16 protein-coding genes are annotated in these 14,527 nt (G+C 55.4%); 8 read left to right on the top strand and 8 right to left on the bottom strand.

The genetic code is table 11. The annotated features are described in order from the left end of the window. Nucleotides 1-3 precede the first annotated feature (3 nt). Together ACWFTY_RS07350 and ACWFTY_RS07345 are read right to left on the bottom strand one after the other, a co-directional pair. Nucleotides 4-180 (bottom strand): hypothetical protein, encoded by a 177-nt coding sequence (locus tag ACWFTY_RS07350; RefSeq protein ID WP_447526618.1) that lies wholly within the window; start codon nt 178-180, stop codon nt 4-6. 324 nt (nt 181-504) lie between these two features. Then, complete coding sequence (locus ACWFTY_RS07345) at nt 505-702, bottom strand: CsbD family protein (RefSeq protein ID WP_447526617.1); 198 nt, start codon at nt 700-702, stop codon at nt 505-507. Between the two features lie 160 nt (nt 703-862). Here ACWFTY_RS07345 and ACWFTY_RS07340 point away from each other — a divergent pair, with 160 nt between their 5' ends. The 5 genes from ACWFTY_RS07340 (at nt 863) to ACWFTY_RS07320 (ending at nt 3,422) form a co-directional block, all read left to right on the top strand. Further along, nucleotides 863-994, top strand: a complete 132-nt coding sequence (locus tag ACWFTY_RS07340; protein WP_447526616.1) for a hypothetical protein — start codon at nt 863-865, stop codon at nt 992-994. Nucleotides 995-1,437: 443 nt separating this feature from the next. After that, nucleotides 1,438-1,611, top strand: a complete 174-nt coding sequence (locus tag ACWFTY_RS07335; RefSeq protein ID WP_447526615.1) for a YdcH family protein — start codon at nt 1,438-1,440, stop codon at nt 1,609-1,611. Between the two features lie 103 nt (nt 1,612-1,714). Further along, a complete protein-coding gene (locus tag ACWFTY_RS07330) occupies nt 1,715-1,999 on the top strand; it encodes a TFIIB-type zinc ribbon-containing protein (protein WP_447526614.1) in 285 nt (94 codons plus the stop codon). An 80-nt stretch (nt 2,000-2,079) separates the two neighbouring features. Beyond that, on the top strand, nt 2,080-3,111 hold the full coding sequence (locus tag ACWFTY_RS07325) for a calcium/sodium antiporter (RefSeq protein ID WP_447526613.1): 1,032 nt from the start codon (nt 2,080-2,082) through the stop codon (nt 3,109-3,111). Between the two features lie 44 nt (nt 3,112-3,155). After that, the gene (locus ACWFTY_RS07320) at nt 3,156-3,422 is read left to right on the top strand and encodes a hypothetical protein (protein ID WP_447526612.1); all 267 of its coding nucleotides are present in this window, start codon (nt 3,156-3,158) and stop codon (nt 3,420-3,422) included. Nucleotides 3,423-3,598: 176 nt separating this feature from the next. On the opposite strand, the gene ACWFTY_RS07315 is transcribed toward ACWFTY_RS07320, so the two are convergent. Both ACWFTY_RS07315 and ACWFTY_RS07310 read right to left on the bottom strand, forming a co-directional pair. After that, nucleotides 3,599-5,113 carry an FAD-binding oxidoreductase gene (locus tag ACWFTY_RS07315; protein WP_447526611.1) on the bottom strand — a complete coding sequence of 505 codons (1,515 nt, stop codon included), beginning with the start codon at nt 5,111-5,113 and terminating at the stop codon, nt 3,599-3,601. Continuing rightward, nucleotides 5,113-5,445: a hypothetical protein gene (locus tag ACWFTY_RS07310; protein WP_447526610.1), complete on the bottom strand. Its 333-nt coding sequence runs from the start codon at nt 5,443-5,445 to the stop codon at nt 5,113-5,115. Before ACWFTY_RS07310 ends, ACWFTY_RS07315 begins: the two co-directional genes overlap by 1 nt. A gap of 71 nt (nt 5,446-5,516) precedes the next feature. Between ACWFTY_RS07310 and rnd the strand changes: the two genes are divergently transcribed. Beyond that, nucleotides 5,517-6,707, top strand: coding sequence for a ribonuclease D (gene rnd, locus ACWFTY_RS07305; protein WP_447526609.1), 1,191 nt, complete (start codon nt 5,517-5,519; stop codon nt 6,705-6,707). Here rnd and ACWFTY_RS07300 read toward each other — a convergent pair whose 3' ends face one another. The 4 genes from ACWFTY_RS07300 to ACWFTY_RS07285 all read right to left on the bottom strand — a co-directional run bounded on the left by ACWFTY_RS07300 (nt 6,708) and on the right by ACWFTY_RS07285 (nt 12,334). After that, entirely contained in the window at nt 6,708-8,228 is a 1,521-nt protein-coding gene (locus ACWFTY_RS07300) for a Ppx/GppA phosphatase family protein (protein ID WP_447526608.1), read from the bottom strand. Then, nucleotides 8,225-10,414 carry an RNA degradosome polyphosphate kinase gene (locus ACWFTY_RS07295; protein ID WP_447526607.1) on the bottom strand — a complete coding sequence of 730 codons (2,190 nt, stop codon included), beginning with the start codon at nt 10,412-10,414 and terminating at the stop codon, nt 8,225-8,227. The genes ACWFTY_RS07300 and ACWFTY_RS07295 overlap by 4 nt, the downstream gene beginning before the upstream one ends. A 3-nt stretch (nt 10,415-10,417) precedes the next feature. Next, entirely contained in the window at nt 10,418-10,975 is a 558-nt protein-coding gene (locus tag ACWFTY_RS07290) for a hypothetical protein (RefSeq protein WP_447526606.1), read from the bottom strand. A 72-nt stretch (nt 10,976-11,047) separates the two neighbouring features. Next, nucleotides 11,048-12,334, bottom strand: a complete 1,287-nt coding sequence (locus ACWFTY_RS07285; RefSeq protein ID WP_447526605.1) for a heavy-metal-associated domain-containing protein — start codon at nt 12,332-12,334, stop codon at nt 11,048-11,050. Nucleotides 12,335-12,396: 62 nt separating this feature from the next. On the opposite strand from ACWFTY_RS07285, the gene purM reads away from it, so the two are divergent. Together purM and purN are read left to right on the top strand one after the other, a co-directional pair. Then, complete coding sequence (gene purM, locus ACWFTY_RS07280) at nt 12,397-13,503, top strand: phosphoribosylformylglycinamidine cyclo-ligase (RefSeq protein WP_447526604.1); 1,107 nt, start codon at nt 12,397-12,399, stop codon at nt 13,501-13,503. Next, complete coding sequence (purN, locus tag ACWFTY_RS07275) at nt 13,496-14,461, top strand: phosphoribosylglycinamide formyltransferase (RefSeq protein ID WP_447526603.1); 966 nt, start codon at nt 13,496-13,498, stop codon at nt 14,459-14,461. Before purM ends, purN begins: the two co-directional genes overlap by 8 nt. Nucleotides 14,462-14,527 lie beyond the last annotated feature (66 nt).

The raw sequence follows: 14,527 nt of genomic DNA, 5'->3' as shown, positions 1-14,527 counted from the left end.
CTTTCACGCCTGGCTGTCCTTACGGTCTTTCAGCGGATAGTCTTCGGGCCGCACGGTTGAAACATTGGGGCGGTCGCTGACCCTGTCCGGGGATTTTCCTCCGGGGGTCAGATCATCGTCTTTTTTCTCCGGTACATTTTTGGCATCTCCATACGTACCCCCGGCCTTTCCCTTATCCATGCCATAAGAAGTGTCTGGTCTGTGCGGGGTCCCCAGTGCTGCCCCGGGATTCAACCGTTCATATTCGTGGGAATGTCCGGTTTTCTTATTGTCACTCGTGGCCATAGCGAAACCTCCATTATGTGATGTCATACTGGAATTACGCTGCGACCGCTGGATAGTTCCCGTGATATGGTTGCAAAAACAGCCAATTCGCGAGCAAATAAGGTTTAGGGTCGTTGGCCAGGGATTGCCTTGCATTCCTCAAAGAAATGGCCCCGCACAGGCATCTTGGCGACGCTGCACGGGGCTATCTTTGGGTGATATTATTTGGGTTGGATGCAATCAGAAGCTACGTTCAAACTCGTCGATCTCGCGTTCCGCTTCATCCTCGGCGCGGCCATATTTTTCCTGGATTTTACCGGCAAGAATTTTGCGGTCGCCATTGATTTGGTCGAGCTCGTCGTTGGTCAATTCGCCCCATTTTTTCTGGACATTGCCTTTGACCTGCTCCCAGTTTCCTTTGATCATATTCTCGTTCATAATATTCTCCATTGTCGTTCGTGATACTTAATCAATGGACGACAATCGTTTCTGTTCCCGGATATCGGAAAATTTTTCGAAATTAGGGAAACTTGAATAGAGACAGGATTATATTGTGAGCGGGCAATAGAGTGAACTCCCCCAGTCACCTGCAAAATACATGAAGTTCACGATCGCTTATCAGCGAATCCGGGGTGATCGCCGATCAGCCGATGATATGTTCCATCTGATCAGTGCAAATGACAAAAAATGGGTGGAAACCGGCCTGACCGCTTTCAAAGAGCGGACATAGCAAAGCTGGCAGTCCATTTGAAACTAGATCAGAAGATCAATAGAAACAAAATACCCACTCCAATGACCATGACGATAACATTGACAAAGAGACCCAGTGGGCCGGAGAATATCTCTGCTTTATTGGCTTTACTCGCTAACAGTCCGGCGGACAGTCCCCACCAAGAAAGTCCTAAGCCTAAAACCACAAATATGATGACTGTGAGAACCATTGTATTTCTTTCGATATTGAAACCATGATCTGAATCTGCACTCCTTCGGACAGCAGAATATCTCGAAGGGGCGAAGACCAAAAGCTCAGCCTACATACTGCTGTCCTGCGGTATGTAGCCTAAGCCTGCAACCACCGCCATAGCTATTGTCTATCAAATTATACGTAATCATTCGATTTGATCAATACCCCTGAACATTGCATATCGGCGAGACAACCAATGGAGACAAGCGATGAAAAATTACCTGAATGAACTTGTCAGACGCCATCGAAGCCTGAACCGCCAAATCGACAACCGCAAAGCGGCAGGTTGGCAGGTGGATATGAAGCAGCTCAAACGCCTTCGATTGCGTATCAAGGATGAAATCCAAGCGATACGTAAACGGATGCAAAAATCACCTTCATAAAGCCCGAGAAATTGCGTCGGACGGCGCAAACTTCCCCCACTCTACGCGCGCCGTCCATAACGTTTAACTAAGCCTGCTGATTATAGTAAAGGTAGCAGATAGAATGAGTACAGCACCTTCAATGTCCTGCCCCGTTTGCTCGGTTGCATTGGTCATAAGTGAGCGTCAATGCATCGAGATTGACTATTGTCCGCAGTGCCGCGGTGTTTGGCTTGATCGCGGGGAGCTCGACAAGTTGATTGAACGTTCAGGCCAACCGGTAAAGCAATTTCAGGAGCGACAGCCCTCCGGCAAAGACTATCGGGACAATCGAGACCATGATGAGGGTTATGATCGCGGACATAAAAAGAAGCGCCGGAAATCCTTCTTAGAGGAGCTATTCGACTAACGACTATATTTTGAGCCACTGGTTTCCCGACATTATCAGATGACAACGATGTTTCGCGTCCGTGCTTCTAGGATAAATATATGATTGAATCTCTGACCTATTTAGCGATAGGTCTTGTGGCTCTGCTAGTGGGCGGTGAGGTGCTTGTGCGCGGCGCTGTCCAGTTGGCTTCTCGCGCCGGAGTAACGCCACTCATCGTCGGTCTTGTGATCGTCGGTTTCGGGACATCAATGCCGGAATTGGTAACGAGTGTCGAAGCGGCTTTGCTGGATGCTCCCGGAATCGCGTGGGGCAATATCGTCGGTTCCAATATTGCTAACGGCTTGCTGATACTGGGCGTTGCCGCGCTTGCTTCGCCCATCATCATTACCAATGCCAATTATTTGCGCGACCCGGTGATCATGATCACTGCCTCATTCGGCTTGATTGCGGTTGCCTTGACCGGGCTCGGTCATAGTCTCGTGGGCGTAGCTATGGCCGGATTGCTTGCCGCCTATATCACTTATTGCTACCGACAGGAGACTGTTGCTGTCCGTCTAACTCCTGCTGATCATGATCCGGAATTCCATAATGCACCGCATGACAAGGCGGTGGCGCTGGAACTGGCTGATCCCCTGCTGCCTCATCCGCTATCGCAGGGCGCGGGCAATGGCTGGCTCAAACCAATCATCCTGACGCTAGCAGGGCTTGCCATTCTAATCATTGGCGGGCGGATTCTGGTGTCAGGAGCGATAGATCTGGCACGTATGGCGAACCTGTCGGAAACACTGATTGGGCTGACCATAGTCGCCGTAGGTACGTCCCTGCCGGAACTGGTAACTTCAGTGATCGCAGCTATCCGCAAACAGTCAGAAATCGCCTTTGGCAATGTGATCGGTTCAAACATATATAATATCCTCGGGATCGGCGGTGTCACAATGATGTTTGCACCGAGCGGTGTGCCTGATGAACTGATCAGCCGCGACCTGCCGATCATGCTGGCAACCAGCATTTTGATCATTTTGATATTGATAAAATGGCGTGAATTTAGCCGCATCAGTGGCGCGACCTTGGTCACGTGCTACTTCTTGTATCTCGGCTTTTTGATCTACGGGAACATGGGTAATGGGTAAAATCATTATATTGTCACTGTCAGGCTCAAGCGGGCATTAAAGAAATGACTTTTGCAGATATTGTGGTCCGGATTCTTGATTTTTTGATCATCGGCTTTGCTTTGGCATCGGGCTGGCTCTGGCTAGCAGCCAGCAGGCGGCGTCTGCGGCGAGTGAGCAAGCATGAAACCCTTGATGCCGCCGATTACAACCGGATTATCACGGCCCTCAATCGCACACAGATTCTCAATGCCCGCGCCGCGCTGGCTACAGCAATGGCAGCGTTTATAGCTGCGTTGCGCATCATTTTTTATGGGATTTCCGGAAACTGATTTGGGCTAGGCTTTCCGTCGTTAGATAGCTGTGTAAATGCTGCAGGCGGTGGTCAGGGTATCCAAAACGATCCCTTAGCCAACGGCTGCTTTGGAGGATTAAACCATGGTATACGAACGGCAATGTCTGGGGCGATTGCAGAAGGGCAGCTTCAGCATATTTTTTATCGGGCAGCCTAGATCAACCCCAGTTTGACCAGTTCATCATTGGCGAATACCTGCCGGTCGGCCGGATCAGGCATCACTTGCGCCTGTGCCCATTTCCAGTCGGCAAACTTCTGCCCGTAGTCCCGCTGCACCCGCCGCTTGTCGAGATTGTTGGTCTTGCCCCAATGGCGGGTGAAGGCGATCCCGGCATCATCCAGCGCCTCGATCACTTTCTTGTAACCTTTGTGACTGGATTCAACATTCGGTCCGTCAAAGTCGATAACGACATTGTCCGGCCAGTGGGCGGGCGCGAGCAGACCTTCGGCTTGCCGGACGAAGCGCAGGGTGACAACGGTGCCGCCGCCACCGCGCCTGAAACTATCTATAATTAAATCAAACACTTCACCCAGCTTGTTACGGTCCAATGTCACTGATCCGTTGAACAGGCTGGCAATCGGCTCATGTTCCTCGGTCGTATGGCCCCAGGTAGCGATGGCCGGCGGATCGTCGACATCGCGATTGTCGGGATAGCCCTGTTCCATCGCAAATTGCATGATCGCGCCCTTGAACATGTCGCTTTGCGCCATCGCCTTGCCGAGCAGGGTCAGCGCGTCATAGCCGGCCCCCATGTCCCGCGGCGGCGGCGGCGGGATGCTGGCGTCGAATGGCCGCTTGTAGAGAAAGCGCAGCAGGCATTTCTTGTCGAAAGGATCGAAAGGATTTAGTATAACCTGTTGAAAATAAGGGCTTTCATTCAGGCCGAACGCGCAGGAGAATTTCTTGAATTCGCCGCGGCACAGCCAGTCGATATGCTCGCGCTTTATCTTTGCCGCCTTCTGGATATTCTGCACCATATAGATCGGATCGGTCTCGATCAGCATCGCGGTGACAAAGCCCATGGCGCCGACGTGCAACTGGGCAGCGGCAAATATCCGGTCATCGCGGATGATCTCCGATCCGGTCTGCGTGATAAACGCATCCGACAGCATCGCTTTTGCCGGCGCGATCCACAATATCCGCTCGGGTGTCACCAATTGCACCGCCCGGACATGGTCCTGAATGCCACCCGCCTGCCAGACGCTGCCATGGGTTCCGGTGGCACAGGCCCCGGCAAAGCTCTGTCCGTTGCTGGCACCGCCGGTGCGCAGCGACCGGCCAATCTCTTCGGCACTTTCGTAAACTTCGTCAACCGTCGCACCGGCCTGCACCAGCAACAGCGCTTCCGCGGCAACTTCACAATCTTCATGCAGATCTTTGGCCGACAATTTATAGGTTCTGTTCAGCCGCAACGTCTCGACCAGCCAGCCATCCTCAACGACATTGATCGGCGACGGCGACCAGCCTGCCCCGATCGGCCTTACGGGAATCTGATATTGCTTCGCTTCCCGGAGCAGCGCCAATACTGTCTCTGCCACGCCTTTCAGATGCGCCCGGCCGTTTTTCTCGTCGCCGTTGGCCAGCTCGATCCGGTCCTTGAGATTACATTCCGCGGTTTCGTGATAGTTGGCCCAGACTTGCTGGCCGAGATGAACAACCCGCGCCATCAGGCTTCTCCCACGTCATGGTCGCCGGCATAGCAGCGATAGGCAATGCTCACCTTCCGGACAAAGCCGAAGGTCACCAGACAGACCAGAACATCCTTGCCGGTCATGAAAAAGCGCATGTCGTTGATACCGAGCTGATAGCAGTCATCAACTTGCAGCGATCGCCCTCGCCGCGAAGCAAAACCCCAGGCCAATATCGTGATCTCGATTGTCTTGCCGCCGACCGGTCGCGGATCGGCAACCGCCAGACAGGCGTCACCCCACAGCGCCATAATCTGCCCCAGCAATAGCAGCGCCAATGCACCGATCAGGACCAGTGACCAAAATGTCATGATTTCCCCCAAATTTTATCCTGCACCCACGAATTGTTTGCGGGATGAGCCGCCCGCTGTATAGGATAAAAATGCACATCCATAATTTGCTGACGACCAATCAGGACATCGCCGATATCTGCACTCGCTTTGCGACTGCCGATTTCGTGGCAGTTGATACAGAGTTCATGCGCGAGAATACCTATTGGCCTATTCTCTGCCTCATCCAGATTTCCGATGGCAAGGAAGCGGCCGCGATTGACCCCTTGGCCAAAGGTGTTGACCTCGGTCCGCTGATGGAACTGCTGGTCAACAATGAAAACGTGCTCAAGATTTTCCACGCCGGCGGACAGGATGTCGAAATCATCCACAATATCACCGGCAAGACCCCCCACCCGATTTTCGATACCCAGATTGCCGCCATGGCGATCGGCCAGAGCGAACAGATCGGCTATGCCAATCTCGTGGACAGCTGGCTCGGTATCACTTTGGACAAAGGCGCTCGCTTTACCGACTGGTCGCGGCGCCCGCTCAATGCACGCCAGCTGGAATATGCAATCGCCGATGTCACCCATCTCGCAGATATTTTCCCGAAAATGCTGGATAAATTGCGGGAGACCGGTCGCGGCATGTGGATCAATGCAGAGATGGAAAAGCTCGCTGATCCCGACAATTATGTCAATGATCCGGAGAAATCCTGGCTGCGGGTCAAATCGCAAGGCCGCAATCTGGAGATGCTGGGAAGGCTGAAAGCAATCGCCGCCTGGCGGGAGATTGAAGCCCAGTCGAAAGACTTGCCACGCGGGCGGATCATGCGCGACGAAACACTAGCCGACATTGCTGCCAATCCGCCCAGAGACCAGGTCAAGCTGGGACAGGTCCGCGGTCTTTCGGCCGGCTGGAAGAATAACGATATAGGCGCGCGTTTGATGGAAGTGATCGAACAGGCGGAGCCCCTGTCACGGGACGATTTGCCACTGAAAATTGGCCGGCGCCCCAAAAATGGCAAGTCCAATGCTCTGGTAACCGATCTGCTAAAATTGTTGCTCAAGATACGGTCGGCGGAAATGAATGTCGCATCCCGGCTGCTGGCCCGCGCCGACGATCTGGAACGTATTGTCGCCGGAGAGCGCGAAGGTGTTCCGCTGCTGGAGGGCTGGCGCTACGAAGAATTTGGCAGGGACGCACTGGATCTGGTCGAAGGCCGGGTGAGCTTCACGGTCAAGGACGGCAAGCTCAAAATGACCCACCAGCAGGAAGGTGACACCGCTGAAGCGGAATAGCTAGACGGCGATCATCACCGGCTCCAACCCCATCATGTTCGCGAGATGGCCGTGCCGTTTGGCAACCGCATCACCATAAAGATGGACCAGGTCACCGGCGATCGTCAGCTCGAGCTTTTTCCCGGACTTGCGGATTTGCGTTTGCTCCAGCGGATTGCGGGTCCCGCCGCTCAGTCGCTGCGCCAGCCGCATCGCAAGCCCCCAACTGATCGCACGCTGCGTTGCCTGTTCACTGGCGAGCTTGCCGCCACCGGGGAATATGTAATTGCCGCCGCCGAAACTGGTAAAGAGCGCCTGCCCCAGCATCTCGCGTTCCGGGCCGCTGATAGCCACCCAGTTGCCGTGCAATCCGATTTCCAGTCCCCGCTCGGCCCGGAAGTTCGGATTCGCCCGCCACGCGACATCGCCCAGATTGCAGGCGGCCTGACGGATACGATGCCATTCGACCGGCTCATCGGAAAAAATGTCGGCAATCCATTTGCCGAGCAATTTGCTGTTCGCCGGGAAACGGGCTTGTGCCGCTCCGGCATCTTCGGTCGCAAGCAACAGCGGATCACGTGCCGCTTCCTGCTTGCTGATGCTCTGGTAGAGCAAGCCTTCCCGCACGCCATAAGCAGAAACCACCATCTTGCTGCTGTTCAGATAGCGCACCAGCATCGACAACAGCCAGGCGGCATCCTTCAGCGTCGGGATGCGCGAGGTAGAGAGCCCGGGCACATTCTTGAGCTTGTCCCGGTTCAATTGCGCCAGCCGACTGACCAGCCGCTGTGCGCGGCGCGGTTCCATTTCGTAATTGTGAATAACGGGAAGCGGATAATGGCTGTCAAACATGTCGAGCCGCGCCAGCGACCGCCAGGAACCACCGACCAGATAGAAGGGAAGCTCCTGCGCCTGCTTCTCCCATCCGGTTTTTTTGAGCATCTTGCGCACCTGGGTTTTCAGAGCATCCTGTCCCTTGGCGCGCAGATCGGCGACCCTCAGCACACCAAGCGGGAAGGAAAAGCGTTCCAGAACCTTGCCATTTGCGACCATCGCCAGCTCCAGGCTGCCACCGCCCAGATCGCCTACTATGCCCTTGGCATCCGGTATTCCCGAGATGACACCCAACGCCGCCGATTCGGCTTCTTCGTCCCCTTGCAGAACCACCACATCATAGCCGATCTCGCGCGCGGCTTTCAGCAGATCCTTGCCGTTGCTGGCATCCCGCACGGCAGCCGTGGCGAAACTCTTGATGCTGTCGACTTCCATTTCCACGCACAGGCGATGGAAACGCTTCAGGCCACGCTCGGCGAGCGCCATTGAATCCTTTGCAATCGCTCCAGTGGTCGACAATTCCTTGCCGAGGCCGGCCATCACCTTTTCATTGAACAATATCGCCGGAACCCTGACCGGACCCTGGTAGACAACCAGCCGGATCGAGTTTGAGCCGATATCGACGATTGCCGTACGCTGGCTGCCGTGTTTCTTTCTCGCTTGAACGGATTGAGACTCAGCAGCTGTTTGCACCAGCACCCCGGTCACGCCTTTTTCTTGCGGCGGCGCAAGCTGAGGCGCGGCACTGCATTGCTTTTCTTGAGCGCCTTGCCACGTCCGGAGAGCGATGGATTGGTCATGAAATAGCGATGCAGGTTGAACGGCTTGTCGGAAGGTTTCACTCTAGTATAGCTGCCATCGGAATTCAGCTCCCAGCTCTGCTCGTCATCAATCAGATTGGCCACCATGACCTGGTCCAATATCTGGTCATGAACGGTCTTGTTGGTGATCGGCATCATATATTCGACGCGGCGGTCGAGATTGCGCGGCATCCAGTCCGCAGAGGAAATATAGAGTTTTGCTCCGTCATTGGGCAAATCCTTGCCGTTGCCAAAGGCCCAGATACGGCTGTGTTCCAGAAAACGCCCAACCACAGATTTTACGCGGATATGATCCGACATGCCTGGCACATCGGGTCGCAGGCAGCAGATACCCCGAACCACCAGATCGATTTCGACACCGGCATTGCTCGCCTGATATAATTTCTCGATCAGCGCCGGATCAACCAGTGAATTCATCTTGGCCCAGACCATGCCGGGTTTGCCGGCGCGGACATTGGCAATTTCCTGATCGATCAGTCCCATCAGGTCGTTGCGCATGTCGCGCGGGGACATCGAGATGAGCTCCAGCGCTTTCGGCTCAACATAGCCGGTGATATAGTTGAACAACTGCGCCGCATCGCGCGCGGCCCTCGGGTCAGCGGTGAAGAAGCTGAGATCGGTATAAATTTTAGCGGTTATCGGATGATAGTTGCCGGTGCCGAAATGGCAATAGGTGCGATAGCCTTCCTGCTCCTTGCGCACGACCATCGATATTTTTGCGTGGGTCTTCCATTCGATAAATCCGTAGACGACCTGCACACCGGCACGCTCCAGCGCGCTTGCCCAGAGCAGGTTCTGCTCTTCGTCAAAGCGTGCCTTGAGTTCGACGATTGCGGTTACCGATTTGCCCGCCTCGGCGGCATCGATCAGCGCTCGTATGACGGCGGATTGCTTGCCTGCACGATATAGCGTCTGTTTGATCGCCACCACGTCGGGATCGGCAGCGGCCTGCCGCAGAAACTCGATCACCACCTCGAACGATTCATAGGGATGATGGACGAGGATATCCTTGTCACGGATCGCGGCAAAACAGTCACCGCCATGATCGCGAATGCGTTCTGGAAAACGCGGGCTGTAAGGCGTAAATTTAAGATCGGGGCGATCTTCATCGACCAATATGTCGAGATCACCGACACCAACCAAACCATTGATGCGGCTTTCGGTGGCACCGTCATCGAGCAGATTTGCACGCAACATTGCAATCACCGGTTCGGCGAGATTCGGCCCCATTTCCAGCCGGATTACATCACCGCGCCGCCGACGTTTGATCGCACTGCGGAAATAGCGGACAAGATCTTCTGCCTCTTCTTCAACCTCGATATCGCTGTCGCGGATGATCCGGAAAAGTCCGCTGTTTTTTACTGCATAGCCAGGAAAAAGAATGTCGGAAAATTCCTGGATTGTTGTCTCTACAGAAACATAGATAGCCGATTCACCGGGCAAGCGGATGAAACGCGGGAGGCCCGACGGAATCATCACCAGTTCCCTGATACCCTGATTGTCCGATTCCCTGACCAGATCGAAAACCAGGCTCAGCCCCTTGTTGGGGATGAACGGGAAGGGATGGGCCGGATCGAGCGCTTGCGGAGTCAGCACCGGAAATATCTGGTCGATAAAATGTTGTCTCAACCAGGCCTTCGATTCCTTGGGAAGATCGCCCACTGCCGAGACAAAAATATCTTCGTCGGCCAGCGTCTTGGACAGGGCCGCCCAGACCCGTTGCTGATGTTCTATCAGCAAATCCGTTCGGGCAGCTATGGCGTCCAGCTGCTGCGTAGCGGTCAGGCCATCGGCTGAACGCTCCTCTATCTTCTGGCGATATTGTCCGACCAGTCCGGCAAAGCGAACCATGAAGAATTCGTCGAGATTGTTGCCCGATATCGACAGGAAGCGCAGCCGCTCGAGCAATGGATGAGCAGTGTTCTCGGCCTCTTCGATAACCCGCTCGTTAAAACCCAGCCAGCTTATTTCACGGTTGAAATAGCGCTTGCTGCCATCTTCCGAAAAAGCACCGGAGGCATCATCCCCTGTCGATATGTCCGTATCCGGTGACTCTGTAGCAGGATTTTCCATGGGCTAAATATCCACCTTTTCATCATCAGCGTCAAAAAAGCCGAGCGCTGATTTCGCGATCGCCAGATTGATCGGTTTTTTACTCTCAATCGCAAGCGCATCCATTTTTTGCGCCAGTTGACGCACCATGGCATAGGACCGGACCATGCGCTTTTCCAGATAACGCAGCGCGTCTTCCGATATCGTCAAACCGCGAATCGCGAAAAATTTCTGAAACAGGCCGTCGATCATCGCCTGATCGGGCGCGCCGATTTCCAGATGCAGCGACGCGGCCAGACGTGATTTCAAGTCCGGAAGCATAATCTCCCACTCCGAAACCGGTTTTGATGACAAGAGCAAAAGCGGCTTATGCTCGCCATTGGCGCGATTCCAGAGATGGAATATCTCCGTATCCTCATATTCTGCAGCATCGTCGAGGCAGAGCCCGCCACTCTCCGCTTCAAAAGCCGCAGCCATGGCGGTTTTTCCAGAGCCTTCGGGGCCAGTCAAAATCAGCGTGTGGTGCGCCCAGTCGTGCCAGTTCTGCAAGTGCCGATGCACCTCGGCATTGGCAGCGGTCACCAGATACCCCCCCTGTTCCGGCGACGGTTTTTGTTCAAGAGGGAGAGCTATCTGACTCACGGTCTCGCTACATTATTGTCCGGAACGACTGATACGCAAGGCGCCCGCTCCTTGCTGGACTTGCCAGCCTTGTGCCCGCAGCGCCTGGGCCAGCGTCGAAATATCGCCCCTGTACGTCACGCTCATGACAGAAACTCCGCCCAGAGCGAGGCTGGATGTGGAAGCGGACGTGACACCCGGGATCGAGCGTACCGAAGTTTCACCGCGTCCGACAGCGCCGACATCCGGCGTATCGAATTGCAGTGAGATGCTGGTCGCGGCAGCCGTAGCCACCACGGGCGCTTCTCCGTCTGGTTCGGACGCGCTGGCACCCGCTGCAGCCGCAGAATTATCGCCCTCACCGACCTCAACAGCCAAATCGTCATCCAGATCGAAATCATCCAGGTTCAGTTCGTCGAGATTGAATGGATCCTCAATGATCAGCGACTTGTCGGTTTTCAGAATGCCGCGCGACAAGGCGCTCGAATAGATATTATCCAGTCGTACGATGCCCTGATCCATCATCTTGGGAATATCTTCGCTGCGGTCCACTTTCAGGGTGAAGCTGTCGATATAACGGTTGTCGGGACCATAGCGGGCGGTAAAGCGGCCCGTCACGGGACCACCGGGATATTTATAGGTGAGCCGGACGATCGGGATGATGACATCCGCTGCGCCAAATTGATCAAGAATATTGCGCCACCATCGGCGACTCGGACGATTAGCCTGCCCTGCCGTCAGCACCAGCGATTCGCTGTCAGATCCATAAGGGCGCACATAGTCGATAGCGCTGTCGCCCGAGCGGAATCGCGCCCAGGCCTTTTGCCATTCGGTACGGCTTTCGAATACCTGGGGTGAGCCCCCGCTCCACATGATCGGCAGCACCAGCAGCGGCGGCGATCGCAATCGTCGGCCGCCAACGCCCAGAATCGATCCTGTTCTGGCACGATCGAACATCACGCCGAGCGTGGCGATATAGCGTTTAGGTCCGATCTGCTCTTGCTCGACGATGATCGCGGAGACGATTGTATTGAGGGTGCCGTCAGGCAGGCCGGCGGTTTCTCCACCCTGCGTCCGTTTGTAGAGCATCTTCCAGGCTTTGCGCTGTGCTTCTTCCCAGCCTTTTCGGCGCGCATCAAAAGCATTGTCACCATGGACATCAACTTCCACGCCCATCACTTCGAAATCGCCGGTGCTGGCCAATGGCGCGACGCCGCGTTGGGTGCCTTCCAGCTGGGCATAGACAACCGTTCCGGCGAGCACAGTCACAACGGTAATAGCGGCGGCAATCTTGACCCGGAAGTTACTCAAAAAACTCATTTGCGCCCTTTTGACGATTATGGCGTGGAAATCCAGCCGCGACTTGTCTAATCGCTCAAGTTATGAGTGAAAAGCAAAATGAGCCGGATTCGTACACCTATGCAAAAGCAGGTGTGTCCATCGAAGCGGGCAATGCCCTGATAAAGGCGATCGCGCCGCTGGCAAAAGCCACGGCGCGTGCGGGTGCAAACGCCGAACTCGGCGGTTTCGGGGGATTTTTCGATCTGAAAGCGGCTGGCTATCAAGACCCTCTGCTGGTCGCTGCCAATGACGGTGTCGGAACAAAGCTCAAGCTGGCAATAGATTATGACCGCCATGATACGGTCGGCATCGATCTTGTCGCCATGTGCGTCAATGATCTGATCGTTCAGGGCGCGGAACCTTTGTTCTTCCTCGACTATTTTGCCACCGGCAAGCTGGAAAACGGCATCGCCGAACGAGTCGTCGCCGGGATAGCCGATGGCTGTAAAATGTCAGGCTGCGCTCTGATCGGTGGTGAAACGGCAGAAATGCCGGGCATGTATGCCGAAGGCGACTATGATCTCGCCGGTTTCTGCGTCGGCGCAGTCGAGCGCGAAAAAGCCGTTACCGGAGCGACAATTGAAGCAGGCGATGTCCTGCTTGGGCTCGAATCCTCGGGCGTGCATTCCAACGGATTTTCACTTGTCCGTCGGCTGGCGGCGGACAAGGGCTGGAGAATGGATCGCCCTGCCCTGTTCAACCCCGACATATTGTTGATCGAAGCCTTGATCGCACCAACCCGGATCTATGTGAAGTCGCTCTTGCCGCTGATGCAGTCTGGCCGGGTCAAGGCACTTGCCCATATCACCGGAGGCGGTTTGCTGGAAAATATCCCGCGCGTGTTGCCGGATGGCATGCATGCCCATGTCGATGCGTCAAACTGGGACCAGCCGCGTCTGATGGCCTTCCTGCAGGCGCAGGGCAATATCGAGCCGGAAGAAATGGCGCGGACGTTCAATTGCGGCATCGGCATGGTGCTGGCTGTGTCAGCAGACGAAGCGGATGCAATCACATCGGACCTCGAGGCGTCTGGTGAGACAGTCCACAGGATCGGCGATGTTCGCGATGGCCCCAAAGGCTGCTCGGTATCAGGCGCACGCGGTATATGGTCGGCAACGAACGACTGGACCGCCACCCACAATGGCTGAAAAAGCCAAAATCGCGATATTAATTTCCGGCCGCGGATCCAACATGGCGGCGATGGTCTATGCCGCAAAATCATCCGACTGCCCCTATGACATCGTACTTGTCGCATCCAATGATCCCGATGCGCCCGGCCTGAAGCTGGCCGAGGCAGAAGGCATCGCGACCTTCGCCCATCCGCACAAAGGCCTGACGCGCGAAACGCATGATGGCATCATGCACGATGCTATCGTCGCATCTGGCGCCGAATATGTCGCGCTGGCCGGCTATATGCGGATCCTGAGCGATGGCTTTGTCAGGAAATGGACGGATCATATGATCAATATCCATCCCAGCCTGCTGCCGAAATACAAGGGCCTCGACACCTATCAGCGCGCTATCGATGCCGGCGACAGCGTCGCGGGATGCAGCGTGCATCTGGTCACCGCCGAACTGGATGACGGCCCGGTGCTGGCCCAGACCGAGGTCGCCATCCTGCCCGATGACGATGCCGACAGTCTGGCCAGCCGTATCTTGATCGCCGAGCATCAACTCTATCCGGCCACGCTGGCCAAATATGTCACGCGCGAAGCCGACCCGGACTGGATCTTGACGCAGATTCGCGAGCGTGCGCTGGCGCTCGAGGAAACCCACGAACGGACCAGCTTCGGTGCCCCCGGCTGGCGGGTGGGGAGCAAAACGACGGGAAAATATTTCGCCTATTTCGCGCAGAGTCATCATGGCGAAGCCAGTATCGCCCTGCTCGTCAAGACGGCTGGCCTGGACAAACAGTCTGCGCTGATCGATGCCGATCCCGAACTATATTATGCACCCAAATTCTACGGAAAGTCTGGCTGGATCGCGATCCGCCTCGACACCGGTCGCACCGATTGGGACCATATTGCAAGCCGGCTTTACAGCAGCTGGTGCCAGGTAGCACCAAAGCGGCTCACCAGGATGATCGCGATCGCCGATCAATTTTAGGGAAAAGTGCATCACGGGCTGAAAATCTTTGGACAACAAGGAGGAGGGAGAAATGTTATCCAAAAA

Source organism: Parasphingorhabdus sp. NYA22 (genome assembly GCF_976973735.1).
The sequence above is the reverse complement of the archived record's forward strand: the minus strand, read 5'-3'. Positions and strand labels throughout refer to the sequence as shown.

What these genes read in the sequence shown, in the direction of transcription:
- ACWFTY_RS07330 (WP_447526614.1), top strand. Translation starts at nt 1,715, where the DNA reads ATGAGTACAGCACCTTCAATGTCCTGCCCCGTTTGCTCGGTTGCATTG.
- purM (WP_447526604.1), top strand. Translation starts at nt 12,397, where the DNA reads ATGAGTGAAAAGCAAAATGAGCCGGATTCGTACACCTATGCAAAAGCA.
- ACWFTY_RS07310 (WP_447526610.1), bottom strand. Translation starts at nt 5,445, where the DNA reads ATGACATTTTGGTCACTGGTCCTGATCGGTGCATTGGCGCTGCTATTG.
- purN (WP_447526603.1), top strand. Translation starts at nt 13,496, where the DNA reads ATGGCTGAAAAAGCCAAAATCGCGATATTAATTTCCGGCCGCGGATCC.
- ACWFTY_RS07320 (WP_447526612.1), top strand. Translation starts at nt 3,156, where the DNA reads ATGACTTTTGCAGATATTGTGGTCCGGATTCTTGATTTTTTGATCATC.
- ACWFTY_RS07340 (WP_447526616.1), top strand. Translation starts at nt 863, where the DNA reads ATGAAGTTCACGATCGCTTATCAGCGAATCCGGGGTGATCGCCGATCA.
- ACWFTY_RS07325 (WP_447526613.1), top strand. Translation starts at nt 2,080, where the DNA reads ATGATTGAATCTCTGACCTATTTAGCGATAGGTCTTGTGGCTCTGCTA.
- ACWFTY_RS07345 (WP_447526617.1), bottom strand. Translation starts at nt 702, where the DNA reads ATGAACGAGAATATGATCAAAGGAAACTGGGAGCAGGTCAAAGGCAAT.
- ACWFTY_RS07285 (WP_447526605.1), bottom strand. Translation starts at nt 12,334, where the DNA reads ATGAGTTTTTTGAGTAACTTCCGGGTCAAGATTGCCGCCGCTATTACC.
- ACWFTY_RS07295 (WP_447526607.1), bottom strand. Translation starts at nt 10,414, where the DNA reads ATGGAAAATCCTGCTACAGAGTCACCGGATACGGACATATCGACAGGG.
- ACWFTY_RS07335 (WP_447526615.1), top strand. Translation starts at nt 1,438, where the DNA reads ATGAAAAATTACCTGAATGAACTTGTCAGACGCCATCGAAGCCTGAAC.
- ACWFTY_RS07315 (WP_447526611.1), bottom strand. Translation starts at nt 5,113, where the DNA reads ATGGCGCGGGTTGTTCATCTCGGCCAGCAAGTCTGGGCCAACTATCAC.
- rnd (WP_447526609.1), top strand. Translation starts at nt 5,517, where the DNA reads ATGCACATCCATAATTTGCTGACGACCAATCAGGACATCGCCGATATC.
- ACWFTY_RS07350 (WP_447526618.1), bottom strand. Translation starts at nt 180, where the DNA reads ATGGATAAGGGAAAGGCCGGGGGTACGTATGGAGATGCCAAAAATGTA.